The sequence below is a fragment of the Streptomyces sp. NPDC006134 genome (genome assembly GCF_040628835.1).
GTDB lineage: Bacteria > Actinomycetota > Actinomycetes > Streptomycetales > Streptomycetaceae > Streptomyces.
In genome coordinates, this window is sequence record NZ_JBEXTV010000018.1 from 108945 (window position 1) to 133287 (window position 24343).

Here is a 24343-nt window from a genome sequence, read left to right on the forward strand (position 1 = left end):
TGAAACCTATTAGGTACGACGAATTCAAGACCGTGTGACATATAAGTCTGATTTTTTATTCCCGTGACCTGCCCCGTACGCTGAGTGCATGAGCACCACGGGCCGGGGGCTGCACGGCCACGTACTGGACACCCTCGGCCCCGAGATCACGGCGGGCGAGTACCCCCCGGGCAGCGTCCTGCGGACGGACGAGCTGGCGCAGCGTTTCGACGTGTCACGCTCCGTGATGCGCGAGGCCGTCCGCGTCCTCGAGTCGATGCACCTGGTCGAGTCGCGCCGCCGCGTGGGCGTGACCGTCCGCCCCAAGGCCGAGTGGAACGTGTACGACCCTCAGGTCATCCGCTGGCGCCTGGCCGGCGCCGACCGCCCGCACCAGCTCCGCTCCCTGACCGTGCTCCGCTCGGCGGTCGAGCCGGTCGCCGCCGGTCTCGCGGCGCGCAACGCCACGGCGGAGCAGTGCGCGGAGCTGACCGAGTGCGCACTCGGCATGGTCGCCAACTCACGCGGTCGCCGGCTGGAGCAGTACCTCTTCCACGACGTGGCCTTCCACCGCGTGATCCTCAACGCCTCCGGCAACGAGATGTTCGCCCGCCTCGGGGACGTCGTCGCCGAGGTGCTCGCCGGCCGCACGCACCACGACGTGATGTTCCCCGACCCCGACCCCGCCGCCGTCACCCTCCACGTGAAGGTCGCGGAGGCGGTGCGCGAGGGCGACGCCGCCCGCGCGGAAGAGCTCACCCGGGAGATCACCGTGGGGGCGCTCCAGGAACTGGACATCCTGGCCCCCTGACCCGGGCCGCCGGGCCCCTGCTCCGGGAAGCCCCGTCTGCTCAGGGACTACTCCAGGAAGTCCCCGTCGACGTACACCCACGCTCCGTCGACCCGCTCGAACCGGCTGCGCTCGTGCAGCGCGCCGCCCCGGAACGAGGCGCGGAAGGTCACCGTCCCGGTGGTGTGGAACGCCGACCCGCCGCTCGTCTCCAGGATCTCCAGCCCGGTCCACCGCATCCCCGGGTCGAAGTCGACCCGCGCCGGACGCGTCCGGGGATGCCAGGTGCGCAGCAGGTACGCCTCGTCACGCTTCACGAACGCGCTGTAGCGCGACCGCATCAGCGCCTCGGCACTCGGCGCCGCCGCACCGGCGTGAAGGCGGCCGCAGCACTTCTCGTACGCCTCGGGCAGTCCGCACGGGCAGGAACGCGTGGTCATGCACGCCATTGTGCCCGCTCACGGCCGACGCCCGGACACGCGGAAGGCCCCTGCGATGCAGGGGCCTTCGGTGGTGTCCGAGGGGGGACTTGAACCCCCACGCCCGATAAAGGGCACTAGCACCTCAAGCTAGCGCGTCTGCCATTCCGCCACCCGGACAAGGTGTCTGTCGTGCGGGGTGTTCCCCGCGGCGACGACGTAAACATTACCAGGCTTTCGGGGGTGCCCCGATCACCCCCCCGCCCGGCGTGAACGGCGTGTGACGAGCCGGGACCCCTCTTGGGCGTCACCGGCGGGAGGAGGAGGATGAGGGGGACCCACCAGCAGGGACCACCAGCAGTGACAGCGGGAGGAAGCACGTGAGCGAGACGGGCACGGCCAAGGGCGTCACCGGCGAGGACGAGGTCGTGGACCTCTGCCGCGAGCTGATCCGGATCGACACCAGCAACTACGGCGACCACTCGGGTCCGGGCGAGCGCAAGGCGGCGGAGTACGTCGCCGAGAAGCTCGCCGAGGTCGGACTCGAACCGCAGATCTTCGAGTCCCACCCCGGACGCGCCTCCACGGTGGCCCGGATCGAGGGGGAGGACCCGTCCCGGCCCGCCCTGCTCATCCACGGCCACACCGACGTCGTCCCCGCCAACGCGGACGACTGGACCCACCACCCCTTCTCCGGCGAGATCGCCGACGGATGCGTGTGGGGACGCGGGGCCGTCGACATGAAGGACATGGACGCCATGACGCTCGCGGTCGTCCGGGACCGGCTGCGCAGCGGACGCAAGCCGCCCCGCGACATCGTGCTGGCGTTCCTCGCGGACGAGGAGGCGGGCGGCACGTACGGCGCCAAGCACCTGGTCCACCGGCACCCCGAGCTCTTCGAGGGCGTCAGCGAGGCGATCGGCGAGGTCGGCGGGTTCTCCTTCACCGTCAACGAGAAGCTGCGCCTCTACCTGGTCGAGACCGCCGAGAAGGGCATGCACTGGATGCGGCTCACCGTCGACGGCACGGCCGGCCACGGCTCGATGACCAACGACGACAACGCGATCACGGAGCTGTGCGAGGCCGTCGCGCGGCTCGGCCGCCACAAGTGGCCCGTCAGGGTCACCAAGACCGTACGGGCCTTCCTGGACGAGCTGTCCGACGCGCTCGGCACCGAACTCGACCCCGAGAACATGGACGAGACCCTCGCCAAGCTCGGCGGCATCGCCCGCATGATCGGCACCACCCTGCGCAACTCGGCGGCGCCCACCATGCTCGGCGCCGGCTACAAGGTCAACGTCATCCCCGGCCAGGCCACCGCCCACGTCGACGGGCGCTTCCTGCCCGGCTACGAGGAGGAGTTCCTCGCTGACCTCGACCGCATCCTCGGCCCGCGCGTGAAGCGCGAGGACGTGCACGCCGACAAGGCGCTGGAGACCGACTTCGACGGCCGCCTCGTCGACGCCATGCAGAGCGCCCTGCGCGCCGAGGACCCGATCGCGCGGGCCGTGCCGTACATGCTCTCCGGCGGCACCGACGCCAAGTCCTTCGACGACCTCGGCATCCGCTGCTTCGGCTTCGCGCCGCTGCAGCTGCCGCCGGAGCTGGACTTCGCGGGCATGTTCCACGGCGTCGACGAGCGGGTGCCCGTGGAGGGGCTGAAGTTCGGCGTGCGCGTGCTCGACCGGTTCATCGACGCGTCCTGAGGGCGACACGCCCGGAAGTGATGTGTCCCGGTTTGGCCCGCTGAAACGAGACTCCGCTATTCGCTCGCGCGTACTACGCCAACTGGGAAAGAGTGAATGCGACCATCAGCTCGTAGCTCCATTACTCCCTCCTCGTTACTCGTCATGTGATCCGCACTTTGGATCACATTGCCAACTAGGAGGAATGATGATCAAGAAGGTCGTCGCTGCTGCGGTCGCCACGGGTGGCCTGGTTCTCACCGGTGCGGGCATGGCCGTCGCCGACTCCGGCGCCCAGGGTGCCGCCGTGCACTCCCCGGGTGTCGCGTCCGGCAACGTCGTGCAGGTGCCCGTGCACGTCCCGGTGAACGTCTGCGGCAACACGGTCTCCGTGATCGGTGTGCTGAACCCCGCCTTCGGCAACACCTGCATCAACAAGTGACGTTGCGTCTCAGCCCCTGAAGGGCTGAGTCCGTCGGCCCCGGAGCGCGCGCCATGCGCTCCGGGGCCGACCCGCCTTGAGAACGACGAATTCGCGACAACGTCACTACGGCACATCAGCACGAGGTCGAAGGCAGGTATTCAGCAAATGCGACAGGTCACGCGCAAGGGCCTGATGACGATGGCGGCCGCGACCGGTGTGATCGCCGCCGCCGGCGGCACCGCCCACGCCGACTCGGGCGCGCACGGCTCCGCTTCCCGGTCGCCCGGCGTGCTGTCCGGGAACACGGTGCAGGCGCCGGTGCACGCGCCGGTGAACGTCTGCGGCAACACGGTCAACGTCATCGGCGTCCTCAACCCGGCGATGGGCAACGCGTGCGTCAACCGGGACGGCGGGGCCTCCGGCGGTCACGGCGGCTCCGGCGGCTCGCACGCCGGCGGCCACGCCAGTGACTCGCCGGGCGTCGGCTCGGGCAACCACGTCCAGGCGCCGGTCCACGTGCCGGTGAACGTCTGCGGCAACGGCGTCGACGTCGTCGGAGTCGGCAACGCCACCGGGGGCAACGACTGCGCCAACGGGGGCGGGCACCACGGCACCCCGCCGGGCGGCGGCCACGAGACGCCTCCCGGGGACCCGGGCAACCCCGGTGACCCGGGCAACCCTGGCGACCCCGGTGACCCGGGCGACCCCGGTGACCCTGGTGACCCGGGCAACCCTGGCGACCCGGGCGACCCCGGCAATCCGGGAACCCCCGACACCCCGGGCACCCCCGACGTCCCCGGCACCCCCGACGGGCCGGACGACTCCCCGCGCCCCAACCAGCCGGACGTCCAGACCGTCACCCAGCCCGAGGGCACCGCGCAGCTCGCGCAGACCGGCAGCGACCTGCCGCTCGGCCTCGCCCTGCCGATGGGCGCGGGCGCGCTGCTCGCGGGCGCGGTCCTCTACCGCAAGGCGCGTGCCTCGGCGTGACGCGGCGGCCGGGGGCGGCACGGCATCCGGCACGCACCCGGTGCCGTACACCCGGCACACGGAGCGGGCCCCGCACCCGCGGGGCCCGCTGCATCTCCGTCACTCACTGCCCGTGCCCGCTCACCACGTGGCGCGCACCTGGCGGATGATCCGTCGGCGCAACCGCACTCTGCGGCTGCCGTCGCGCAGCAGGCTCAGGCGGTACAACTCCCAGTGTCCGTACTCGGCGTGGTCCGTCAGCAGACGTGTCGCCTCCTTGCGGGAGACCCCGCGAGGTACGTACACGTCGACAAATTCGTATTCCGGCATCGCATCTATTGTGCGGGCTGGGGCCTGCTACGGATAGCGTCTGCACTATGTCTGATGCTGCGCAGCCCACCGCTGCCGAGGTACGCGCCGCCGCCGAGGCGGTCAAGACCGCGCTCGACCGCCACCTGGCCGCGGTCGAACGCAGGTCGGGGGAGGACGACCCGGCCGTCTACGAGGCGTTCAACCAGCTGGCCGCGGCCGCAGAGGCGTACGACGAGCTGCTCTACGACCGCTACGACGAGGTCACCCCCTTCGAGATCCCCGGAGCGGACGACACGCTGCCGCCGTACACGGGCCCGGAGGAACCGAACGCGCTGAGCGTACTGATCCGCCGCGACTACACCGTCGTGGAGCCGCAGCGGCTGCTGGCGCAGGCCCGGCGGATCGAGGCGGCGGACGAGGACGACCGCGCGGGCGCGAGCGCCTCCGGCACGGTCCACGGTGCGCTCGGCCTCCTGTTCGGCGAGTTCGAACCGGACGAGATCGCCTCCCGGCACAAGGAGTTCGGCCTGGAGGAGGGCGACTCCACGCTGTGGGTGACGGCCGCGGACGAACCCGCCGAGGCCGGCGAGTGGCTGGAGGCACCGTTCGAGCAGATCGACCCGCAGCGGGTGGTCTGCCGCTTCGACGTCAGCGCGGTCTTCGACGACGACATCGACGACGACATCGACGACGATGACGACATCGACGACGATGACGCCGAGGACGTGGAGGAACCCGACGACCTCGACACGGACCCGGACGAGGACGAGGAGCTCGAACCGCTCGACGCCGAACGCTGAGCCGCGGGCCCCGTCCCACGGCACGACGGCGGTACGACGGCGGCGGTGGCCGCCGGGGGCAGCTCCCGGCGGCCACCGCCGCCGCGTTCCGTCCCCGGCCCGCTCAGCCGGCCGCGGGCACCTGGGGAACCAGCAGCGCCGGCAGGCGGGTCGTCCGCGGCTTGGCCGGGACCTCGGCCACGGCACGCGGCAGCGCCTGCTCCACCCCGTGCACGACGGACAGATGGCGCTCGGCCCGGCCGAACGCCGTGTAGACCCAGGGACGGCTGAGGGCCGGTGCGGCGTCACCCGGCAGCACCACGACCACCGCGGGCCACCGGCCGCCCGCCGCCTGGTGCGCGGTCAGCGCCCACCCGTGCCGCACACACCGCTCCACCCGCTCCTTGGGTACGACGACGGCCTCACCGGCGCAGGACAGGTGCAGCCCGTCCGCGTCGGCCCCCACCACCCGGCCCGGCAGCGTACGGCCCGGGGCGGGGGAGTAGGCGACACGGTCGCCGGGGTCGAAGCCGCCGAAGCGGCCGGGGCCCGGATTGAGCCGTTCCTTCAGCGCCGCGTTCAGCACGCGGGTGCCGACGGCACCGCCGTGCCCCGGGGTGATCACCTGGGTCTCGTCGGCGGGGACGCCGATCGCGCGCGGCACCGAGTCGGCGACCAGCTGCACGGTCCGGTGCACGGCCTCGCCCGCGTCCCGCACCGGGACGATCACGACCTCCTTGCCCGGGGCCCGCACCTGGACCAGCTCTCCGGCGCCGATGCCGGAGACCAGCTCGCCCAGCGGCCCGGGATCCGGTCGCCGGGAGGCGATCCGGGGACAGATCCGCGCCGCCAGGAGATCGGCGAAGACCCGCCCCGGCCCCACGGACCACAGCACCGCCGGATCCCCGGCCAGCACCAGCCGGGCCCCGTCCGGCAGCGACTCCGTCAGCAGCGCCGCCGCCTCGACGTCCAGCTGGGGCGCGTCGAACACGATGAGCAGGTCGAGGTCGAGCGCCCCGTCCGCGTCCCGCCCCGGCCCCTCCGACCCGGCCAAAAGACCGGTCACGGTGGTCACGGGCGCCGGCGAGGCCGCCGCGGTGTCCGCCGGCCGGTCCAGCAGGGCCGTGAAGCGGGCGCGGCCGGCCGCACCGGGCGTGGCCGCCCAGGCGCGCAGGCCGAGGCCCTGGGCGGCGCGCAGCAGCGCCGCCGGTTCGGCGAGGGACGCCTCGCCGCCCGTGTGCAGGACCAGGCCGTGGGCCGCGACCGCGCGGATCAGCTCGGCCGCGGAGCCCTGCTCCGCGGCGGCCCGCTCCCAGTCCTCCTCGGCGGCGGCCTGCGCCGGCGCCGAGTTCACCAGCCGGGCCAGGCCGTCGGCGAGGCTCTCCTCCGCGAGCGCGTACCGTTCCAGGCCGACCAGGACGCGGACCGGGCCCTCGCCGTCCGCACCGTCCTCCTCCGCCGCGTCGTCCCGCCGGGCCGTCCCGCCGGGCTCCTCCAGGGCGTCCCGGAAGACCAGGGCCTCGCCCTCGGCGAGCGCGCTCTGCACGGCGGCGTCGGCGTCCGGGACGCCGTACCGGCCCAGCGCGGCCGTGAGCTGGGGCAGCTCCAGGGCGGTGTGCCCGGCCAGGGCCGCCTGCTCCAGGAGCCAGCCGGTGACCGCGCGGCCCCGCCGCTCGTCGCCGGGGCCGCACTCCGCGCCGAGCAGCGCCCGCGCGAACCCGTCGGCCTGCTCCGGCCGCACGCCCGGGACGCGCAGCAACTGCCAGGGGTCCGCGCGCAGCCGCTCGTCCGCGCCCTCGCCGAGGACCGCGGCGACCTGCGGTGCGAGCGTCTCGGGCGCGCCGCCCGCGGCCAGCGTGCGCCGCACGGCCTGGACGGCCTCGGGCGCGGGGGCGGCGGGCGCGACGGCCGCCGGGGCCGGCTGGGGCCGGCGTACCGGCTCCGGGGCGGGACGGGGCGGCTTCGGCGCGGGGGCGTCGAAGACGGTGGCCGGCGGCTTCTCGCCGCTCTCGACGGCCCGGACGGCGGCGAGCAGATCGGCCGCCTTGCCGCTGAGCTTGCGCCCGCTCGCGATCGGCCCCTGCTTCTCGGCCTTCCGCCGCTCGATGCGCTCCCGTTCGAGCCGCTGGGCGAGCAACTCGGCCTCGGCCTCGGACAGGTTCCGGCCCTCGCCCGCGGCCTCAGCGCTGCCGGCATCCGCGTCCGCGGCCCCGTCCTCGGTTCGCAGGTCCCCGGCACCGGGGCCTTCGCCGGTGGTCCCGCCCTCGGGCCCCGCGCCGTCGGCGTCCCCGGCCCCGTCCTCGCCCTCGTCCTCGGTTCGCGGGTCCCCGGCACCGGGGCCCTCGCCGTCGGCGTCCCCGGTCCCGTCCTCGCGGTCCCCGCCGTCCCCGCCGTCCGCGTGCGGGGCCTGCCGGCCGTCCGGGTCCGCGCCGCCGGCCTCCCCGCCCCCATCCGGCCGGCTCCCGCCGCCCGCTCCTTCCGGGCCCGGGGCGTCACCCCCGCCGCCCGCGATGTCCTGCGCCTCGGCCGGCGCGCCCGTGCCCTGGGCGGCGTCGGCCCCCGTGGTGCCCGGCGTCCCCGGCTCGGCGTGCTCCGTGGTCTCGGGCTCCGTGCTCACAGCGTGCTCCAGTCGTGATCGGGATAGTGGTGCACGGGCGCCGACACGTCGTCGAGCGCCCGGCAGATCTCGTCAGGAAGACTAAGCGCCTCCACTGACAACGCCGCCGTGAGCTGCCGCGCGTTGCGCGCGCCGACGATGGGCGCGGCCACGCCGGGCCGGTCCCGGACCCAGGCGAGGGCGACCTGGAGCGGGGTCACCGCGAGGCCGTCCGCCGCCGTCGCCACCGCGTCCACGATGCGGCTCGCCGTGTCGTCGAGGTAGGGCGCCACGAACGGTGCCAGGTGCTCGGAGGCGGCCCGCGAGTCCGGCGGCGTGGTGTCCCCCCGGTACTTGCCGGTCAGGACGCCGCGGCCCAGCGGTGAGGAGGGCAGCAGCCCGATCCCGAGGTCGAGCGCGGCGGGCAGCACCTCGCGCTCGACGCCGCGCTGGAGCAGCGAGTACTCCATCTGCGTACTGGCCAGCCGGGTCCGCGCGCCCGGCGCGGCCAGCTGCCAGGTCGCCGCCTTGGCCAGCTGCCAGCCGCAGAAGTTGGAGACCCCGGCGTAGCGGGCCCGGCCGCTGCTGACCGCCAGGTCCAGGGCGCCGAGCGTCTCCTCCAGCGGCGTGTGGGGGTCGAAGGCGTGGATGTGCCACAGGTCGACGTGGTCCGTGCCGAGCCGGGCGAGCGAGGCGTCCAGCGCGGAGAGCAGGTGGCCGCGCGAGCCGTCGAAGCGGCGGTCGGGGTCCGGTACGCTGCCCGCCTTCGTCGAGATCACCAGGTCCCGGCGCGGCACCAGCCCGTCGATGAGCTTGCCGAGCAGGTACTCGGCCTCCCCGTCGCCGTACACGTCCGCGGTGTCGACGAGGGTCCCGCCCGCCTCCCAGAACGTCTTCAGCAGCTCCGCCGCGTCATGCTCGTCGGTGTCCCGCCCCCAGGTCAGGGTGCCGAGACCGATGCGGGACACGCGCAGGCCGGTGCGGCCGAGATGCCTCTGCTCCATGAACGCCGAGATTACTGGCCAGGGGTTCGCCCGTGGGTGCCTGTGGACAACCGATGTCGATCTCCCCGCGGCCGCGCACCGCCGCTCCGTGTTTCCCGCGTTTCCCGCGTTTCCCGCACCCCAGCGCGGACGCCCGCTGCTGACGCGCGCGCGGAAGCCGCGCTAAGGTCGGGCCCCAACGGACGTTACTGATCGGTAAGGGGAATCGGCCATGCAGCTCGGGATCAACCTCGGCTACTGGGGCGCCGGAATGGACGCGGACAACCTCGCCGTCGCCCAGGAGGCCGACCGGCTCGGCTACGCCGTCTGCTGGGCCGCCGAGGCCTACGGCTCCGACGCGGCCACCGTGCTCGCCTGGGTCGCCGCCCGGACCGAGCGCATCGACGTCGGCTCGGCCATCTTCCAGATCCCGGCCCGCCAGCCCGCGATGACCGCGATGACGGCCGCCACCCTCGACTCCCTCTCGGGCGGCCGCTTCCGGCTCGGCCTCGGCGTCTCCGGCCCGCAGGTGTCCGAGGGCTGGTACGGCGTGAAGTTCGACAAGCCGCTCTCCCGCACCCGCGAGTACGTCGAGATCGTGCGCAGGGCGATGACGCGGGAGCGGCTGACGTACGAGGGCGAGCACTGGACGCTGCCCCTGCCCGGCGGCCCGGGCAAGCCGATCAAGCTGACCGTGCACCCGCAGCGCGAGCACATCCCGCTGTACATCGCCGCGATCGGCCCGAAGAACCTGGAGCAGACCGGCGAGATCGCCGACGGCGCCCTGCTGATCTTCCCCTCCGCCGACCACCTGGAGGAGACCGCGATCCGGCACCTGCGCGCCGGGCGCGAGAAGGCCGGCAAGAGCCTCGACGGCTTCGACGTCTGCCCGACCCTGCCGCTGGCCCTCGGCGACGACAAGGACGTGCCCGCGCTCGCCGACACCTTCCGCCCGTACACCGCGCTGTACGTCGGCGGCATGGGCAGCCCCCAGCAGAACTTCTACAACCGCCTCGCCCGGCGCATGGGGTACGAGCAGGCCGCCGCCGAGATCCAGGAGAAGTACCTGTCGGGAGACAAGCAGGGCGCCGCGGCCGCCGTACCGCACGAGCTGATCGACCGGACGACGCTGCTGGGGTCCGTGGACCGGATCGCGGACCGGATGAAGGCCTACGCGGCGGCCGGGGTGACCACCCTCTCCCTCGCCCCGGCGGGCTTCACGCTCGACGAGCGGATCGCCGCCCTGCGCGCCGGCGCCGAGGCCCTGGAGCGCGCGGGCCTCGCGTGACGCGGCGTACGGCCCGATGCGGCCGGTGAGGTTTCTGCGGCCGTGGTGGGGGCTCGGGGGTCTTCCCCGCCACGGCCGTCACGGAGGACAACGCGCCCGCGCCCGCCCGGTTACGCCTTCCCCCGCCCCTGGCCGTCCCCCTTTCGGCGGAGTCGTCCGGCGCACCTGTTGCCCCCCGCGCGGTCGCGCCCTTTGACTCGTTCTCTGCGGAATCCGCGCGGGACTCCGCTGAGGCGGAGCAGAGAGGTGTCCACCGATGCTTTCGGCGAAGAACCTGTTCCAGGAGATCCTCGACCACGACGAGTCGTTCCGTCTGTTCTGCTCCATCGCGGCCGGCGGGGAGGCACAGGGCGGCTGGGAGAACGCGCGCATCGCCGCCCTGGTGCCCGAGAGCGAACGCGCGCTCGCCCCCAGGATCGCCCGGCACGGGGCGGACGAGGACAAGCACGGACGCATCTTCGGCGCCCTGCTGAGGAAGCGGGGCCTGGAACCGGTGCCGGTTCCCCCCGAGACCGACTACACGATGCTCCTGGAGCGGCGCGGCATCGGCCTGGCGCACGGGAAGCTCACGGCGGACCGGCCGCTGACGGTGGAGGACGTCATCGTCTACCTGGCGCACAGCCGGGTCACCGAGCAGCGCGCGGCCGAGCAGATGGCGCTGCTGCGCAAGTACTTCGCCGGCCACCCCGACATCGGCCGGGCCGTCAAGATGATCTCCAGCGACGAGGACGCCCACCTCGCCTACGCCCACGAGGAACTGCTCCGCTTCGCCGCCGCCGGACACGGCCGGTTCATCCGGCGCACGCTGCGGGAGTACGCGCTCGCCGAGATCCGCGTCCACCGGGACGTCAGCCTCGCCGTGATGGCCCGCATGGGGTGCATCCTCGGCTGGCCGAAGGCGAAGTCGGCGGCGCTCGCCGCGGGCATCCGCGCGGTGTACGCCTACGAGCGCCTCGGCGGCTGGCGCCGGATGGCGACCCTGAGGATGCCGGAGCGGCGCGACGCTCTGGGCGGCCCGGCCTCCGCCGCGCCCGAGTTCGCCTGACCGCGCGGGGCGTACCGCCTCAGAGCCAGCCCCGGCGCTTGAACAGCCGGTACACCAGCACCTCCAGGACGGCCATCAGCGCGATCAGCGCCGGATAGGACCACACCCAGCGCAGCTCCGGCATGTGGTCGAAGTTCATGCCGTAGATCCCCGCGATCATCGTGGGGATCGCGGCCATGGCCGCCCACGCGGAGATCTTCCGCATGTCGTCGTTCTGCCGGACGCTCATCTGCGCCAGATGCGCCGACAGGATGTCCGAGACCAGCCGGTCCAGGCCCTCCACCGATTCGTTCACGCGCGTGAGGTGGTCGTGCACGTCCCGGAAGAAGGGCCGCGCGGTGTCGTCCACGAACGGCACCCGCACCGACCCGCCGAACGGGCCCGTGCCCGCCAGCCGGGACAGCGGCGGCGCCAGCGGGCCGACGGCGCGGCGGAACTCCAGGATCTGCCGCTTGAAGTTGTAGATCCGCGAGGCGGTGTGGCGCGAGCCGCCGTCCTCCGGCGAGAACACCTCCGCCTCCAGCTCCTCCAGGTCGGTCTGCAGCTCGGTCGCCACGTCCAGGTAGTGGTCGACGGCGGCGTCGGCGATCGCGTACAGCACCGCGGTGGGGCCCTTGGCGAGCAGCTCGGGCTCCTGCTCCAGCCGGTGCCGCACCGCCTTCAGCGGAGCGCCCTCGCCGTGGCGGACCGTCACCACGAACGCGTCCCCCAGGAAGATCATGAGCTCGCCGGAGGAGACGATGTCGCTGGCCGCCTCGTACACGACCGGCTTGAGCACCATGAACAGCGAGTCCTCGTACACCTCCAGCTTGGGCCGCTGGTGGGCCTTGAGGGCGTCCTCCACGGCCAGCGGATGCAGCGCGAACTCCTGCGTGACCAGGTCGAACTCCTCCGCGGTCGGCTCGTGCAGCCCGACCCAGACGAACCCGCCCGCGGAGCGCGCCTCGCCGAGCGCGTCGGAGAAGTCCTCGGGCCCCTCGCGGCGCCGCCCGTCCCGGTAGATGGCGCAGTCGACGATCACCGAACGTATTCTCCCCTCACCCCGGCGCCGCCGCGCCGTTCCTTACGCCTACCCTGGCCGCATGCCCACGCTGATCCTGGTCAGGCACGGACGTTCCACCGCCAACACCGAGGGGCTGCTCGCCGGCTGGACGCCCGGCGTCGGCCTCGACGAACGCGGCGCCGCACAGGCCGCCGCTCTGCCCGGGCGGCTCGCCGGGCTGCCCCTCGCCGAAGTCGTCGCCAGCCCGCTGCAGCGCTGCCAGGAGACGATCCGGCCGCTGCTCGACGCCCGGCCCGGGCTGCGCCCCCACACCGACGAGCGGATCGGGGAGTGCCACTACGGCGACTGGTCCGGCCGCAAGCTCGACGAGCTCAAGGACGAGCCGCTGATGGAGGTGGTGCAGGCGCACCCCTCGGCGGCGGCCTTCCCCGGCGGTGAGTCGATGCGCGCGATGCAGACCCGCGCCGCGGAGGCGGTGCGCGAGTGGAACGCGCGCGTGGAGCGCGACCACGGCGCCGACGCCGTCTACCTCATGTGCTCGCACGGGGACATCATCAAGTCGCTCGTCGCGGACGCGCTCGGGCTCCATCTCGACCTCTTCCAGCGGATCAGTGTCGAACCGTGTTCCGTCACCGCGATCCGCTACACCCGGCTGCGGCCCTTCCTCGTCCGTCTCGGCGACACCGGCGACTTCGCCTCCCTGGCGCCGCGGGAGGAGCCGCCGGGCGACGACGCGACCGTCGGGGGTGGTGCGGGCGCACCGTGATCGTCGGCCGCAGTAGGGTGAAGCGGTCGCAGCAGCGCCGTCCCGCGGCGTCCATCAGGTTCCGTTCATGTTTCGTTCATCCCGCCGATCCGCCTTTTCGCCACGACATTCAATGGAGACAGGACGTGTCCCGTCAGGTGTTCCTCTACGACCAGCCGGAGCGCTTCGTGGCCGGTACGGTCGGACTGCCCGGGCGCCGTACGTTCTTCCTCCAGGCCTCCGCCGGCTCCCGGGTGACCAGCGTGGCCCTGGAGAAGACCCAGGTCGCCGCGCTCGCCGAACGCATGGACGAGCTTCTTGACGAGGTGGTGCGCCGCAGCGGCGGCAGCGCCGCCGTCCCCGCCGTCGCCCCCGTGGAGATCACCGACACCGCCCCGCTGGACACCCCCATCGAGGAGGAGTTCCGGGTCGGCACCATGGCGCTGGCCTGGGACGGCGAGGAACAGCGCATGATCGTCGAGGCACAGGCCCTCGTCGAACTCGACGCCGACTCCGAGGAGGACCTCGCCGAGGCCGAGGAGCGGCTTTTGCAGGACGAGGAGAACGGGCCTCCGATGCTGCGGGTCCGGCTCACCGGCGCGCAGGCCAGAGCCTTCGCCAAGCGCGCCCTGGACGTCGTCAACGCCGGGCGGCCGCCGTGCCCGCTGTGCAGCCTCCCGCTCGACCCGGAAGGACATGTATGTCCGCGCCAGAACGGATACCGCCGCGGGGCGTGACGGCCGGGGAACCGGCCGCCGGCCTGCTCGCCCGGGGCGAGCTGACCGTCCGCGGACGCATCCGTGAGGCGTCCAACGCGGCGCTGTACTGCACGGTGACGCACGAGGGCCGCGAGGCCGCCTGCGTCTACAAACCGGTCGCCGGGGAGCGCCCCCTGTGGGACTTCCCCGACGGCACGCTGGCCGGGCGGGAGGTCGCCGCGTACGAGGTCTCCGAGGCCACCGGCTGGGGGCTCGTGCCGCCCACCGTGCTGCGGGACGGGCCCTACGGCGAGGGCATGTGCCAGCTGTGGATCGAGACGGAGCCGGAGGCGGAACTGCTCGCCCTGGTGGAGGGCGAGGAACCCGGCCCCGGCTGGAAGGCGATCGGGTTCGCCGAGGTCGGCGAGGGGCGGACCGCGCTGCTCGTGCACGCCGACGACGAGCGCCTGCGGCGGCTCGCCGTGCTCGACGCCGTGATCAACAACGCCGACCGCAAGGGCGGCCACCTGCTGCCCGCGGGCGGGGGGCGGCTGTACGGCATCGATCACGGGGTCACCTTCCACGCCGAGAACAAGCTGCGCACGCTGCTGTGGGGCTGGGCCGGGGAACCCCTCACCGAGGAGGCCGTGGCCGTGCTCGGCGGGCTGAGGGAGGCGCTGGAGGACGGCGGCACCCTGGCGGCCCGGCTGGCCGGACTGATCACCCCCGCCGAGATCGACGCCACGCGCGCGCGGGTGGATGCGCTGCTGGCCTCCGGGGTCCACCCGGAGCCGGGCGGGGAGTGGCCGGCGATCCCCTGGCCGCCGGTGTAGGAGCCGCCGGTGCAGGAGCGCCCGGTACAGGGGTGGCCGGCACAGGGGTGGCCGGCACAGGGGTGCCCGGTACAGGGGTGGCCCGGACGGGCCGCCGCACCGGCACAGGGCGGCCCGGCCCGGTGCGGCACCGCCGCAGCACAGCGGCCGGGCGCGCGCAAGAGCGTCTCTTCGGTCATCCCCTCGGTCCGGTTCGTGGCCGCAACCTCGCTCCGGTTACGCTCATGACATGCATGCCTGGCCCGCTTCCGAGGTCCCCGCCCTGCCTGGTCAGGGCCGCGACCTGAGGATCCACGACACCGCGACCGGCGGCCTCGTCACCCTCGACCCCGGTCCCGTCGCCCGTATCTACGTCTGCGGCATCACGCCGTACGACGCCACCCACATGGGACACGCGGCGACCTACAACGCGTTCGACCTCGTGCAGCGCGTGTGGCTCGACACCAAGCGGCAGGTCCACTACGTCCAGAACGTCACCGACGTCGACGACCCGCTGCTGGAGCGGGCCGAGCGGGACGGCGTCGACTGGAGCGCTCTCGCCGAGAAGGAGACCGCTCTCTTCCGCGAGGACATGACGGCGCTGCGCATGCTGCCGCCCCGGCAGTACATAGGCGCCGTGGAGGCCATACCCGGCATCGTGCCGCTCGTGGAGCGGCTGCGGGACCTCGGTGCCGCCTACGAACTCGACGGGGACGTCTACTTCTCCGTCGAGTCCGACCCCCACTTCGGCCAGGTCTCGAACCTGGACGCCGCCGCGATGCGGCTGCTGTCCGCCGAGCGCGGCGGCGACCCGGACCGGCCGGGCAAGAAGAACCCCCTCGACCCGATGCTGTGGATGGCGGCCCGCGAGGGCGAGCCCAGCTGGGACGGCGGCTCGCTGGGCCGCGGGCGGCCCGGCTGGCACATCGAGTGCGTCGCCATCGCCCTCGACCACCTCGGCATGGGCTTCGACGTCCAGGGCGGCGGCTCCGACCTCGCCTTCCCCCACCACGAGATGGGCGCCTCGCACGCCCAGGTCCTCACCGGCGAGTTCCCCATGGCCAAGGCGTACGTCCACGCCGGCATGGTCGCCCTCGACGGCGAGAAGATGTCCAAGTCCAAGGGCAACCTGGTCTTCGTCTCGAAGCTGCGGCGCGACGGCGTCGACCCCGCCGCCATCCGCCTGGCGCTGCTCGCCCACCACTACCGCTCCGACTGGGAGTGGACCGACCAGGTGCTCCAGGACGCCGTCGCCCGCCTCGGCCGCTGGCGCGCGGCCGTGTCCCGGCCCGACGGCCCGGCCGCCGACGCCCTCGTCGAGGAGATCCGCGACGCCCTTGCGAACGACCTGGACGCCCCGGCCGCGCTCGCCGCGGTCGACCGCTGGGCCGCCCTCCAGGACGAGACCGGCGGTACGGACACGGGCGCGCCCGGCCTGGTGTCGCGCGCCGTCGACGCGCTGCTGGGCGTCGCCCTGTAAGGGAACCGGGTAAGGGAACCGGGCGGGGCCTGAACCGACCGACGGCCGGGGGAGCGTGCGCTCCCCCGGCCGTGTCGTCACTCCTCCGGGGACTCCTCGTCGTCCCCGCCGCCCGCCGCCGGCGGCTTCGGCGGCCGGGTCCGGCCGCCGGGGTTGTCCCGCAGGTACGGCGTGCCGGACGGGCCCGGCGTGGCGTCGCCGCCGTCCGCCGTGGCGTGCCCGCCGGACGGCCCGCCGCCCCCGTCCCGGCGCCGCAGGTACCGCTCGAACTCGCGGGCGATCGCCTCGCCCGACGCCTCCGGCAGCTCCGCGGTGTCCCGGGCCTCCTCCAGCGTCTGCACGTACTCGGCGACCTCGCTGTCCTCGGCGGCGAGCTGGTCCACGCCCACCTGCCAGGCGCGCGCGTCCTCGGGCAGCTCGCCCAGCGGGATGCGCACGTCGATCAGGTCCTCCAGGCGGTTGAGGAGGGCCAGGGTCGCCTTCGGGTTCGGCGGCTGCGACACGTAGTGCGGCACCGCGGCCCACAGCGACACCGCGGGCACACCGGCGTGCGTGCACGCCTCCTGCAGGACGCCGACGATGCCCGTCGGGCCCTCGTACTTGGTCTCCTCCAGGTCCATGCGGCGCGCCAGGTCGGGGTCCGAAGTGGTCCCGCTGATCGGGACCGGACGCGTGTGCGGGGTGTCGCCCAGCAGGGCGCCCAGGATGACCACCAGCTCCACGCCCAGCTCGTGGGCGAAACCCAGCAGCTCGTTGCAGAACGAGCGCCAGCGCATGGACGGTTCGATCCCCCGGACCAGCACCAGGTCCCGCGGCTTGTCGCCGCCGACCCGGACCACCGACAACCGCGTCGTCGGCCACATGATCTTGCGGACGCCGCCGTCCATGAACACCGTGGGACGGTTCACCTGGAAGTCGTAGTAGTCCTCGGCGTCCAGCGCCGCGAACACCTCGCCCTTCCACTCCCTGTCCAGATGCGCGACCGCGGTGGAGGCGGCGTCGCCGGCATCGTTCCAGCCCTCGAACGCGGCCACCATGACCGGGTCGATCAGCTCGGGAACCCCCTCGAGCTCGATCACCCAGTGCCTCCTTCCGACGTGCCCTCGCTTGACCACCCAACCTTACGGCGTGCCGCGGGGGAGCCCGCAGCCCCCTTGTACGGGGCAGTGACCCCATCACTGCCCCGGGAACCGGCCCGGAACACCCGGGCGGGCAGGGCCGGCCCGGGGCGGCCGGAGACGGGCCGGGGGCAGGGGAGGGGCACACCGGAAGGGGCGGCTCCGAGGATGCGGAGCCGCCCTTGGGGGCAGGGGGCGCCCGGTGGCTACTTCTTGTCGAGCAGGTCCTGCACCTTCGCGCGGATCTCGTCCGTGGCCAGGCCGCGGATGGTCAGCGTGGTGCGGCGGCGCAGCACGTCGTCCGGGGTCTCGGCCCACTCGTGGTCGCGGGCCCAGACGACCTGCGCCCAGATCTCCGGGGCGTCGGGGTGGACGCGCTCGGCGAGGGCGGGGTCGTCGTTGGCCAGGCGGGCGATGTCGAACGCCAGCGAGCCGTAGTGGGTGGCCAGGTGCCGGGCGGTGTCCGCCGCCATGCGCGGGCCGGGCGCCGGACGGTCCGCCAGGAGGCGGTGGGCGACCGCGCGCGGGTTGGCGACACCGGGCAGCGGCAGCTTCCTCGGCAGGGAGGAGACCGGCTCGAAGCCGTCGCCCAGCGGGTGGCCCGGCAGCGACTGGAGCTTCCTCATCACCGTACGGCCGATGTGGCGGAAGGTGGTCCACTTGCCGCCCGCGACGGACAGCATGCCGCCCCGGCCCTCGGTCACCACGGTCTCGCGCTTGGCCTTGGCGGTGTCTCCGGGCCCGCCCGGCAGCACGCGCAGGCCCGCGAAGGCGTACGTGATCAGGTCCCGGTCGAGCTGCCGGTCGCGGATGGAGAAGGCGGCCTCGTCGAGGATCTGGGATATGTCCTTGTCGGTGACGGCGACGTCGGCCGGGTCGCCCTCGTACTCCTCGTCGGTGGTGCCGAGCAGCAGCATGTCCTCCCAGGGGAGGGCGAAGGTGATGCGGTACTTGTCGATGGGGGTCGCCAGCGCGGCCTTCCACGGCGAGGTCCGCTTCAGCACCAGGTGGGCGCCCTTGGACAGGCGGATGGACGGGGCGGCGTTCGGGTCCTCCATGCGGCGCAGGTGGTCGACCCAGGGGCCGGTCGCGTTCAGCACCAGGCGGGCGTTCACGCCGAACTCGTCGCCGGACAGGCGGTCCTTCAGCTCGGCGCCGGTGACGCGGCCCCGGGTGAAGCGCAGGCCGGTGACCTCGGCGTGGTTGAGGACGACGGCGCCCGCCTCGACGGCCGCGCGGACCGTCATCAGCGCCATCCGCGCGTCGTTCATCTGGTCGTCGCCGTAGACGGCCACGGCCTTGAGGTTCTCGGTGCGCAGCTCGGGGACGTCGGCCTGTGCCTTGGCGGGGGAGAGCAGGTGGCCGACGCCGTCGCCGAAGGCGCTCAGCGCCGAGTAGGCGAAGACGCCGGCGCCGAGCTTGGCCGCGCCGTGCGGGCCGCCCTTGTACACGGGCAGGTAGAAGGTGAGCGGGTTCGCCAGGTGGGGGGCCACCTGGCGGGAGACCGCGCGGCGCTCGAAGTGGTTCTCCGCCACCAGCTTCACCGCGCCGGTCTGCAGGTAGCGCAGGCCGCCGTGGAGCAGCTTGGAGGAGGCGGAGGAGGTGGCGCCGGCGAAGTCGCCGGCGTCGACCAGGGCCACCCTGAGACCGGACTGCGCGGCATGCCAGGCGGTGGAGATGCCGAGGATGCCGCCGCCGATCACGAGGAGGTCGTACGACGCCTTGGAGAGCTGCTCCCTGGTCTCGGCGCGGCTCGGGTGGGAGCCGGAGGCCGGGTGCGTCCCCAGGGCAGGCACGGACTGCAGGGTGGACTGAGTGGTCATGTCGGGTTCTTGCTCCTCGTCGGCTCGTGTCAGCCTTCGTCGTCGATCCAGCCCATGGTCCGCTCGACGGCCTTGAGCCAGTTCTTGTACTCACGGTCGCGGGTGGCCGCGTCCATGCGGGGGGTCCACTCGGCGGCCCGCCGCCAGTTGGCGCGCAGGTCGTCGGTGCTGCTCCAGAAGCCGACGGCGAGGCCGGCGGCGTAGGCGGCGCCGAGGCAGGTCGTCTCGGCCACCATCGGGCGCACCACGGGGGCGTCCAGGAAGTCCGAGAGGGTCTGCATCAGCAGGTTGTTGGAGGTCATGCCGCCGTCGACCTTGAGGGCGGTCAGCTCGACGCCGGAGTCCTTGGTCATGGCGTCGGCGATCTCCCGGGTCTGCCAGGCGGTGGCCTCCAGGACGGCGCGCGCGAGGTGCGCCTTGGTGACGTACCGGGTCAGGCCGGCGATCACGCCGCGGGCGTCGGAGCGCCAGTACGGGGCGAAGAGGCCGGAGAAGGCCGGTACGAAGTACGCGCCGCCGTTGTCCTCGACCTGCATCGCCAGCGTCTCGATCTCGGCGGCGGTGGAGATCAGGCCCATCTGGTCGCGCATCCACTGCACCAGGGAGCCGGTGACGGCGATGGAGCCCTCCAGGGCGTAGACCGGCCTCTCGTCGCCGATCTGGTAGCCGACGGTGGTCACCAGCCCGCTGTAGGAGTTGATGACCTTGTCACCGGTGTTCATCAGCATGAAGGTGCCGGTGCCGTACGTCGACTTGGTCTCGCCCTCGGAGAAGCAGGTCTGCCCGAACAGGGCCGCCTGCTGGTCGCCGAGCGCGGAGGCGACCGGGACGCCGCCGAGCAGCTCGCCCAGCCGGCCGCCCCTGATCTCGCCGTACACCTCGGCGGAGGAGCGGATCTCGGGGAGCATCTGCGGCGGCACGCCGATGGACTCGCAGATCCGCTCGTCCCACCGGAGGGTGCGCAGGTTCATCAGCAGGGTGCGGGAGGCGTTGGTGACGTCGGTGACGTGCCGGCCGCCGTCGGTGCCGCCGGTCAGGTTCCAGACGACCCAGCTGTCCATGGTGCCGAAGAGCAGGTCGCCCGCCTCGGCGCGCTCGCGCAGGCCCTCGACGTTGTCGAGCAGCCAGCGGGCCTTGGGGCCGGCGAAGTAGGAGGCCAGGGGCAGGCCGGTCTCGCGGCGGAAGCGGTCCTGGCCGACGTTGCGGGCCAGTTCCCGGCACAGGGCGTCGGTGCGGGTGTCCTGCCAGACGATGGCGTTGTGGACGGGCTCGCCGGTGTGCCGGTCCCACACGAGGGTGGTCTCGCGCTGGTTGGTGATGCCGATGGCCTTGATGTCGTCGCGGGTGATGCCGGCCTTGGCGACGGCACCGGCGACGACCTCCTGGACGTTGGCCCAGATCTCGGTGGCGTCGTGCTCGACCCAGCCCGGCCGGGGGAAGATCTGCTCGTGCTCCTTCTGGTCGACGGAGACGATCCGGCCGTCCCGGTCGAAGACGATGCAGCGGGACGAGGTCGTGCCCTGGTCGATCGCCGCGATGAAGGGGCCGGCGGTGTGGGCGTCGGTCACTGTGTGCTCCTGGAAGTTCCGTGGTGGTGGGACGTGCGTGGACGGCGCGTGCCGTGCGGCTCGGGGCCCGTGCCCGGAGGGAGGGCGGGGTGGCGCTCCCGAGGCACTGGGCGGGGTACTCCTGTGAGCACTTCTAAGCGAACGCGACGTTGTACACGCCGGCGGCGATCGCCGCGCCGATCAGCGGACCGACGACGGGGATCCAGGCGTACCCCCAGTCGGAACCGCCCTTGTTGGGCAGGGGCAGGAGGGCGTGCACGATGCGCGGGCCGAGGTCGCGGGCGGGGTTGATCGCGTACCCCGTCGGCCCGCCGAGGGACAGGCCGATCGAGACGACGACGAAGGCGGTGATCAGGGCGCCCAGGGTGCCCAGGCCGTCGCCCTCGGCGTTCAGGCCCTGGGTGAGGATGGCGAGCAGCAGGACGAAGGTGCCGATGATCTCCGTGGCGAGGTTCTGCACCGCGTGGCGGATCTCCGGGCCGGTGGAGAAGATGCCCAGCACCGGGCCGGCGCCCTTCTCCTGCGCCTCGACGGCCTTGGCCGGGGTGTCCCGCGGGGCCGGGCCGCCGACGATCTCCCGGTCGGTGAGGTGGGCCTGGAACTGGCCGTAGTAGGCGGCCCAGACCAGGGCCGCGCCGATCATGGCGCCGAGCATCTGCCCGGCCAGGTAGACCGGGACGTCGCCCCACGCGCCGTCCTTGAGGGCGATGCCGAGCGTCACGGCCGGGTTGAGGTGGGCGCCGGACAGCGGCGTGGAGATGTAGGCCGCGGTCATGACGGCGAAACCCCACCCGAAGGCGATGGCGACCCAGCCGGCGTCGCGGGCCTTGGAGGCCTTGAGCGTGACGGCGGCGCAGACCCCGCCGCCGAGCAGGATGAGCACGGCGGTACCGATGGTCTCGCCGATGAAGATGTCGGAGCTGGACACCCGCGACTCCTTTGTCCTTCGTCCAGGGGATGCCGAACCCGGGTCCCTCCGGGTCTTCCGGTGCCCTCGGGTGAGAGCGATGGCGGCCCTTGGCGTTGTCACACTCTAGCGCGTATTGCCGGTAGGTGTTCGACAATGCCGACCGATGGACGGGAGTCTTGCTCTGACGTTACTCGTGCGTCAAGGGTTCTGTTATCGAAAGCACGATCGTTATTGATCGGTTCGGCCGATCGGTTCGGCCGATCGGTGGTGCGGGGTGTGCGCGTCGGCTCGGGGGGCGCGGGCGGGGCGCCGGCGCCGGGCAGGCCGGCGACCGGAACGCCGTGCGGCGTCCCGGTCGTCCTGCCCCGAAGGCGTGTCTCAGAACCGCCCGGCGCCCAGGTCCCGCGAGACCGCGCGGGCGCAGTCGCGCACCGCCGCGACCAGTTCGGGCCGCAGCTCGCCCTCCCGGCACAGCCGCTCCACGGCGCCGGTGACGCCGACGGCGCCCACCGGCATCCGCCGCCGGTCGTGGATGGGCGCCGCGACGGAGGCGACGCCCTCCCAGGTCTCCTCGATGTCCGCCGCGTAGCCACGCGCGCGCGTGAGGTCGAGGATCTGCTCGAAGCCGTCCAGGTCGCAGACGGTCCGGTCGGTGAACGCCCGGCGCTCGGACTCGGCGGCCTCGCTGCGGGCCACCGGGTCGTACGCCGACAGCACCTTGCCCAGGGCCGTGGAGTGCAGCGGCTGCATCGCCCCGATCTCCAGCACCTGCCGGCTGTCGTCGGGCCGGAAGACGTGGTGCACGATCAGCACGCCCTGCTGGTGCAGGACGCCCAGGTAGACGCTCTCGCCGCTGGAGCGGGCCAGGTCGTCCGTCCACACCAGGGCGCGCGCCCGCAGCTCGTGCACGTCGAGGTAGGTCGTGCCGAGCCGCAGCAGCTCGGCGCCGAGCTGGTAGCGGCCGGACGCGTCGTCCTGCTCGACGAAGCCCTCGTGCTGGAGGGTGCGCAGGATGCCGTGCGCGGTGCCCTTGGCGAGGCCCAGCGAGGAGGCGATGTCCGACAGGCCGAGCCGCCGCTCGCCGCCCGCGAGCAGCCGCAGCATCGCGGCCGCCCGTTCGAGCGACTGGATGTTCCGTGCCATCGCCGTACTGCCTCCGTCCCTTCGACTGCCGCCTTCGCGGTGTCGCTGCCGCTGTTCGGCATTGTCGAACACTACCGGTGGTTACCGACCTGCCGCCAATGGTCGGTCGGCCACGGTCGCGCCGGCCCGTCCGCCCAGGCGGGCGCCGCCCCGGACTCGTCCGGGCCTGGTCGGAGGCGGCGGGAGGACCCTGCGGGGGCGGGGTCCGGACCCGGCTGGAAGACGCCGGTCCCTCTCGTACGGGCCGTCGCCCGGGAAGTCGGCCGCCGGCGCAAGGGTAGGCCAGGCCGCGCACACGCCCCGGCACTCCCCGGCCTGTGCCGCCGGGGTCGTCCCGCCTGTGCCTCCGGGGCTGTCCCGCGTGCGTCGCCGGGGCTGTCCCGCCTGTGCCGCCGGGGCCGTCCCGCCTGTGCCTCCGGGGCCGTCTCGCGTGCGTCGCCGGGGCTGTCCCGCCTGTGCCGCCGGGGCTGTCCCGCCCGTGCCGCCGGGACTGACCCGCGTGCGCCTCCGGGGCCGAGCCGCCTGTGCCGTCAGCGCCACCCCGTTCGCCCCGCCCCGCCCGCCCCGTCCGCGCAGGTCACCCGCGCAGGCCACCGCGGCGCGCCCGGTCCCCGCCCGCAGGGCTGCCGCCCGCCGTGATCCGCCCTCCCGCCCCCGCTCCGTTCCCGTCCCGTTCCCGTCCGTCCCGTGGACGCCCCTGACCGTCCGCCCGCGGTCCCGGCTACCCTGGCGGCGTGCGTGTTCCTCCGGGCCGTCCGCCGCGGGCGTGTTCCGGGAAGCGCAAAGCCGACAGCCGTCGCATCCAAGGGAGCCCCTTCATGGCCTCGTCGCCGTCCACCCCTTCCGCCGACAGCCGGACCCGTGTGTCCGCCCTGCGTGAGGCGCTCGCCACCCGTGTGGTGGTCGCCGACGGGGCGATGGGCACCATGCTCCAGGCGCAGAACCCCTCGCTGGACGACTTCCAGCAGCTGGAGGGGTGCAACGAGGTCCTGAACCTGACCCGGCCGGACATCGTCCGCTCGGTCCACGAGGCGTACTACGCCGTCGGCGTCGACTGCGTCGAGACCAACACCTTCGGCGCCAACCACTCCGCTCTCGGCGAGTACGACATCGCCGACCGCGTGTACGAGCTGTCCGAGGCCGGCGCCCGGGTGGCCCGCGAGGTGGCCGACGAGTTCGCGGCCGGCGACGGCCGCCCGCGCTGGGTGCTGGGCTCCATGGGCCCCGGCACCAAGCTGCCCACCCTCGGCCACGCCCCGTACACGACCCTGCGTGACGCCTACCAGCGGAACGCGGAGGGTCTGCTCGCGGGCGGCGCGGACGCGCTGCTCGTCGAGACCACCCAGGACCTGCTGCAGACCAAGGCCGCCGTCCTCGGGGCCCGCCGCGCCCTTCGGACCGCCGGCCTGGACGCGCCGCTGATCGTGTCGGTGACCGTGGAGACGACCGGCACCATGCTGCTGGGCTCGGAGATCGGCGCGGCCCTGACCGCGCTGGAACCGCTCGGCATCGACATGATCGGCCTGAACTGCGCGACGGGCCCGGCGGAGATGAGCGAGCACCTGCGCTTCCTCTCGCGCCACTCCCGCATCCCGCTGTCCTGCATGCCCAATGCCGGTCTGCCGGTCCTGGGCAAGGACGGCGCCCACTACCCGCTGACGGCGCCGGAGCTGGCGGACGCGCAGGAGACCTTCGTGCGCGAGTACGGCCTGTCCCTGGTGGGCGGCTGCTGCGGGACGACGCCGGAGCACCTGCGGCAGGTCGTGGAGCGCGT

Annotated in this window: 22 protein-coding genes and 1 tRNA gene; 12 read left to right on the forward strand and 11 right to left on the reverse strand. The window is 73.5% G+C overall.

Features of this window, described 5'->3' with window-relative positions:
- The first annotated feature begins 88 nt into the window (after positions 1-88).
- On the forward strand, positions 89-790 hold the full coding sequence (locus ABZ340_RS14640; RefSeq protein WP_358782126.1) for a FadR/GntR family transcriptional regulator: 702 nt from the start codon (positions 89-91) through the stop codon (positions 788-790).
- 47 nt (positions 791-837) lie between these two features.
- On the opposite strand, the gene ABZ340_RS14645 is transcribed toward ABZ340_RS14640, so the two are convergent.
- Together ABZ340_RS14645 and ABZ340_RS14650 are read right to left on the reverse strand one after the other, a co-directional pair.
- Complete coding sequence (locus ABZ340_RS14645; protein ID WP_358782127.1) at positions 838-1209, reverse strand: YchJ family metal-binding protein; 372 nt, start codon at positions 1207-1209, stop codon at positions 838-840.
- Positions 1210-1280: 71 nt separating this feature from the next.
- A tRNA-Leu gene (locus ABZ340_RS14650) sits at positions 1281-1368 on the reverse strand.
- Between the two features lie 200 nt (positions 1369-1568).
- On the opposite strand from ABZ340_RS14650, the gene ABZ340_RS14655 reads away from it, so the two are divergent.
- The 3 genes from ABZ340_RS14655 (at position 1569) to ABZ340_RS14665 (ending at position 4287) form a co-directional block, all read left to right on the forward strand.
- Positions 1569-2894 (forward strand): M20/M25/M40 family metallo-hydrolase, encoded by a 1326-nt coding sequence (locus tag ABZ340_RS14655; RefSeq protein WP_358782128.1) that lies wholly within the window; start codon positions 1569-1571, stop codon positions 2892-2894.
- Positions 2895-3081: 187 nt separating this feature from the next.
- Positions 3082-3315 (forward strand): chaplin ChpH, encoded by a 234-nt coding sequence (gene chpH / locus ABZ340_RS14660; RefSeq protein WP_358782154.1) that lies wholly within the window; start codon positions 3082-3084, stop codon positions 3313-3315.
- Positions 3316-3462: 147 nt separating this feature from the next.
- Positions 3463-4287, forward strand: a complete 825-nt coding sequence (locus ABZ340_RS14665) for a chaplin (protein WP_358782129.1) — start codon at positions 3463-3465, stop codon at positions 4285-4287.
- Positions 4288-4407: 120 nt separating this feature from the next.
- Here ABZ340_RS14665 and ABZ340_RS14670 read toward each other — a convergent pair whose 3' ends face one another.
- Positions 4408-4596 carry a DUF5703 family protein gene (locus ABZ340_RS14670; RefSeq protein ID WP_125500254.1) on the reverse strand — a complete coding sequence of 63 codons (189 nt, stop codon included), beginning with the start codon at positions 4594-4596 and terminating at the stop codon, positions 4408-4410.
- 47 nt (positions 4597-4643) lie between these two features.
- On the opposite strand from ABZ340_RS14670, the gene ABZ340_RS14675 reads away from it, so the two are divergent.
- On the forward strand, positions 4644-5378 hold the full coding sequence (locus ABZ340_RS14675) for a hypothetical protein (protein WP_358782130.1): 735 nt from the start codon (positions 4644-4646) through the stop codon (positions 5376-5378).
- 103 nt (positions 5379-5481) lie between these two features.
- Here ABZ340_RS14675 and ABZ340_RS14680 read toward each other — a convergent pair whose 3' ends face one another.
- Together ABZ340_RS14680 and ABZ340_RS14685 are read right to left on the reverse strand one after the other, a co-directional pair.
- On the reverse strand, positions 5482-7974 hold the full coding sequence (locus ABZ340_RS14680) for an ATP-dependent RecD-like DNA helicase (RefSeq protein WP_358782131.1): 2493 nt from the start codon (positions 7972-7974) through the stop codon (positions 5482-5484).
- Positions 7971-8957, reverse strand: coding sequence for an aldo/keto reductase (locus ABZ340_RS14685; protein WP_358782132.1), 987 nt, complete (start codon positions 8955-8957; stop codon positions 7971-7973). Before ABZ340_RS14685 ends, ABZ340_RS14680 begins: the two co-directional genes overlap by 4 nt.
- Before the next feature lie 211 nt (positions 8958-9168).
- Here ABZ340_RS14685 and ABZ340_RS14690 point away from each other — a divergent pair, with 211 nt between their 5' ends.
- Together ABZ340_RS14690 and ABZ340_RS14695 are read left to right on the forward strand one after the other, a co-directional pair.
- A complete protein-coding gene (locus ABZ340_RS14690; RefSeq protein ID WP_358782133.1) occupies positions 9169-10224 on the forward strand; it encodes an LLM class F420-dependent oxidoreductase in 1056 nt (351 codons plus the stop codon).
- A 256-nt stretch (positions 10225-10480) separates the two neighbouring features.
- Positions 10481-11269 carry a ferritin-like domain-containing protein gene (locus ABZ340_RS14695; protein WP_358782134.1) on the forward strand — a complete coding sequence of 263 codons (789 nt, stop codon included), beginning with the start codon at positions 10481-10483 and terminating at the stop codon, positions 11267-11269.
- Between the two features lie 19 nt (positions 11270-11288).
- Here ABZ340_RS14695 and corA read toward each other — a convergent pair whose 3' ends face one another.
- On the reverse strand, positions 11289-12290 hold the full coding sequence (gene corA / locus ABZ340_RS14700) for a magnesium/cobalt transporter CorA (protein WP_358782135.1): 1002 nt from the start codon (positions 12288-12290) through the stop codon (positions 11289-11291).
- Positions 12291-12351: 61 nt separating this feature from the next.
- On the opposite strand from corA, the gene ABZ340_RS14705 reads away from it, so the two are divergent.
- The 4 genes from ABZ340_RS14705 to mshC all read left to right on the forward strand — a co-directional run bounded on the left by ABZ340_RS14705 (position 12352) and on the right by mshC (position 16007).
- The gene (locus tag ABZ340_RS14705) at positions 12352-13038 is read left to right on the forward strand and encodes a histidine phosphatase family protein (protein WP_358782136.1); all 687 of its coding nucleotides are present in this window, start codon (positions 12352-12354) and stop codon (positions 13036-13038) included.
- Positions 13039-13163: 125 nt separating this feature from the next.
- Positions 13164-13754, forward strand: coding sequence for a DUF3090 domain-containing protein (locus tag ABZ340_RS14710; protein ID WP_358782137.1), 591 nt, complete (start codon positions 13164-13166; stop codon positions 13752-13754).
- Positions 13718-14548 carry an SCO1664 family protein gene (locus tag ABZ340_RS14715; protein ID WP_358782138.1) on the forward strand — a complete coding sequence of 277 codons (831 nt, stop codon included), beginning with the start codon at positions 13718-13720 and terminating at the stop codon, positions 14546-14548. Before ABZ340_RS14710 ends, ABZ340_RS14715 begins: the two co-directional genes overlap by 37 nt.
- A gap of 229 nt (positions 14549-14777) precedes the next feature.
- Complete coding sequence (gene mshC, locus ABZ340_RS14720; RefSeq protein ID WP_358782139.1) at positions 14778-16007, forward strand: cysteine--1-D-myo-inosityl 2-amino-2-deoxy-alpha-D-glucopyranoside ligase; 1230 nt, start codon at positions 14778-14780, stop codon at positions 16005-16007.
- 77 nt (positions 16008-16084) lie between these two features.
- Here the strand turns inward: mshC and ABZ340_RS14725 are convergent, their stop codons facing one another.
- The 5 genes from ABZ340_RS14725 to ABZ340_RS14745 form a co-directional block, all read right to left on the reverse strand.
- Positions 16085-17086, reverse strand: a complete 1002-nt coding sequence (locus ABZ340_RS14725; RefSeq protein ID WP_358782140.1) for a PAC2 family protein — start codon at positions 17084-17086, stop codon at positions 16085-16087.
- 245 nt (positions 17087-17331) lie between these two features.
- Positions 17332-18948: a glycerol-3-phosphate dehydrogenase/oxidase gene (locus ABZ340_RS14730; RefSeq protein ID WP_358782141.1), complete on the reverse strand. Its 1617-nt coding sequence runs from the start codon at positions 18946-18948 to the stop codon at positions 17332-17334.
- Positions 18949-18977: 29 nt separating this feature from the next.
- Positions 18978-20516 (reverse strand): glycerol kinase GlpK, encoded by a 1539-nt coding sequence (gene glpK, locus ABZ340_RS14735; protein WP_358782142.1) that lies wholly within the window; start codon positions 20514-20516, stop codon positions 18978-18980.
- 133 nt (positions 20517-20649) lie between these two features.
- A complete protein-coding gene (locus ABZ340_RS14740) occupies positions 20650-21444 on the reverse strand; it encodes an MIP/aquaporin family protein (protein ID WP_358782143.1) in 795 nt (264 codons plus the stop codon).
- Between the two features lie 360 nt (positions 21445-21804).
- On the reverse strand, positions 21805-22569 hold the full coding sequence (locus ABZ340_RS14745; protein WP_358782144.1) for an IclR family transcriptional regulator: 765 nt from the start codon (positions 22567-22569) through the stop codon (positions 21805-21807).
- A gap of 818 nt (positions 22570-23387) precedes the next feature.
- Here ABZ340_RS14745 and ABZ340_RS14750 point away from each other — a divergent pair.
- Positions 23388-24343 (forward strand): homocysteine S-methyltransferase family protein (locus ABZ340_RS14750; RefSeq protein WP_358782145.1); only part of this gene is annotated, 956 nt, incomplete at its 3' end.

What these genes read in the sequence shown, in the direction of transcription:
- ABZ340_RS14640 (WP_358782126.1), top strand. Translation starts at nt 89, where the DNA reads ATGAGCACCACGGGCCGGGGGCTGCACGGCCACGTACTGGACACCCTC.
- ABZ340_RS14645 (WP_358782127.1), bottom strand. Translation starts at nt 1,209, where the DNA reads ATGACCACGCGTTCCTGCCCGTGCGGACTGCCCGAGGCGTACGAGAAG.
- chpH (WP_358782154.1), top strand. Translation starts at nt 3,082, where the DNA reads ATGATCAAGAAGGTCGTCGCTGCTGCGGTCGCCACGGGTGGCCTGGTT.
- ABZ340_RS14665 (WP_358782129.1), top strand. Translation starts at nt 3,463, where the DNA reads ATGCGACAGGTCACGCGCAAGGGCCTGATGACGATGGCGGCCGCGACC.
- ABZ340_RS14670 (WP_125500254.1), bottom strand. Translation starts at nt 4,596, where the DNA reads ATGCCGGAATACGAATTTGTCGACGTGTACGTACCTCGCGGGGTCTCC.
- ABZ340_RS14675 (WP_358782130.1), top strand. Translation starts at nt 4,644, where the DNA reads ATGTCTGATGCTGCGCAGCCCACCGCTGCCGAGGTACGCGCCGCCGCC.
- ABZ340_RS14685 (WP_358782132.1), bottom strand. Translation starts at nt 8,957, where the DNA reads ATGGAGCAGAGGCATCTCGGCCGCACCGGCCTGCGCGTGTCCCGCATC.
- ABZ340_RS14690 (WP_358782133.1), top strand. Translation starts at nt 9,169, where the DNA reads ATGCAGCTCGGGATCAACCTCGGCTACTGGGGCGCCGGAATGGACGCG.
- ABZ340_RS14695 (WP_358782134.1), top strand. Translation starts at nt 10,481, where the DNA reads ATGCTTTCGGCGAAGAACCTGTTCCAGGAGATCCTCGACCACGACGAG.
- ABZ340_RS14705 (WP_358782136.1), top strand. Translation starts at nt 12,352, where the DNA reads ATGCCCACGCTGATCCTGGTCAGGCACGGACGTTCCACCGCCAACACC.
- ABZ340_RS14715 (WP_358782138.1), top strand. Translation starts at nt 13,718, where the DNA reads ATGTCCGCGCCAGAACGGATACCGCCGCGGGGCGTGACGGCCGGGGAA.
- mshC (WP_358782139.1), top strand. Translation starts at nt 14,778, where the DNA reads ATGCATGCCTGGCCCGCTTCCGAGGTCCCCGCCCTGCCTGGTCAGGGC.
- ABZ340_RS14730 (WP_358782141.1), bottom strand. Translation starts at nt 18,948, where the DNA reads ATGACCACTCAGTCCACCCTGCAGTCCGTGCCTGCCCTGGGGACGCAC.
- ABZ340_RS14745 (WP_358782144.1), bottom strand. Translation starts at nt 22,569, where the DNA reads ATGGCACGGAACATCCAGTCGCTCGAACGGGCGGCCGCGATGCTGCGG.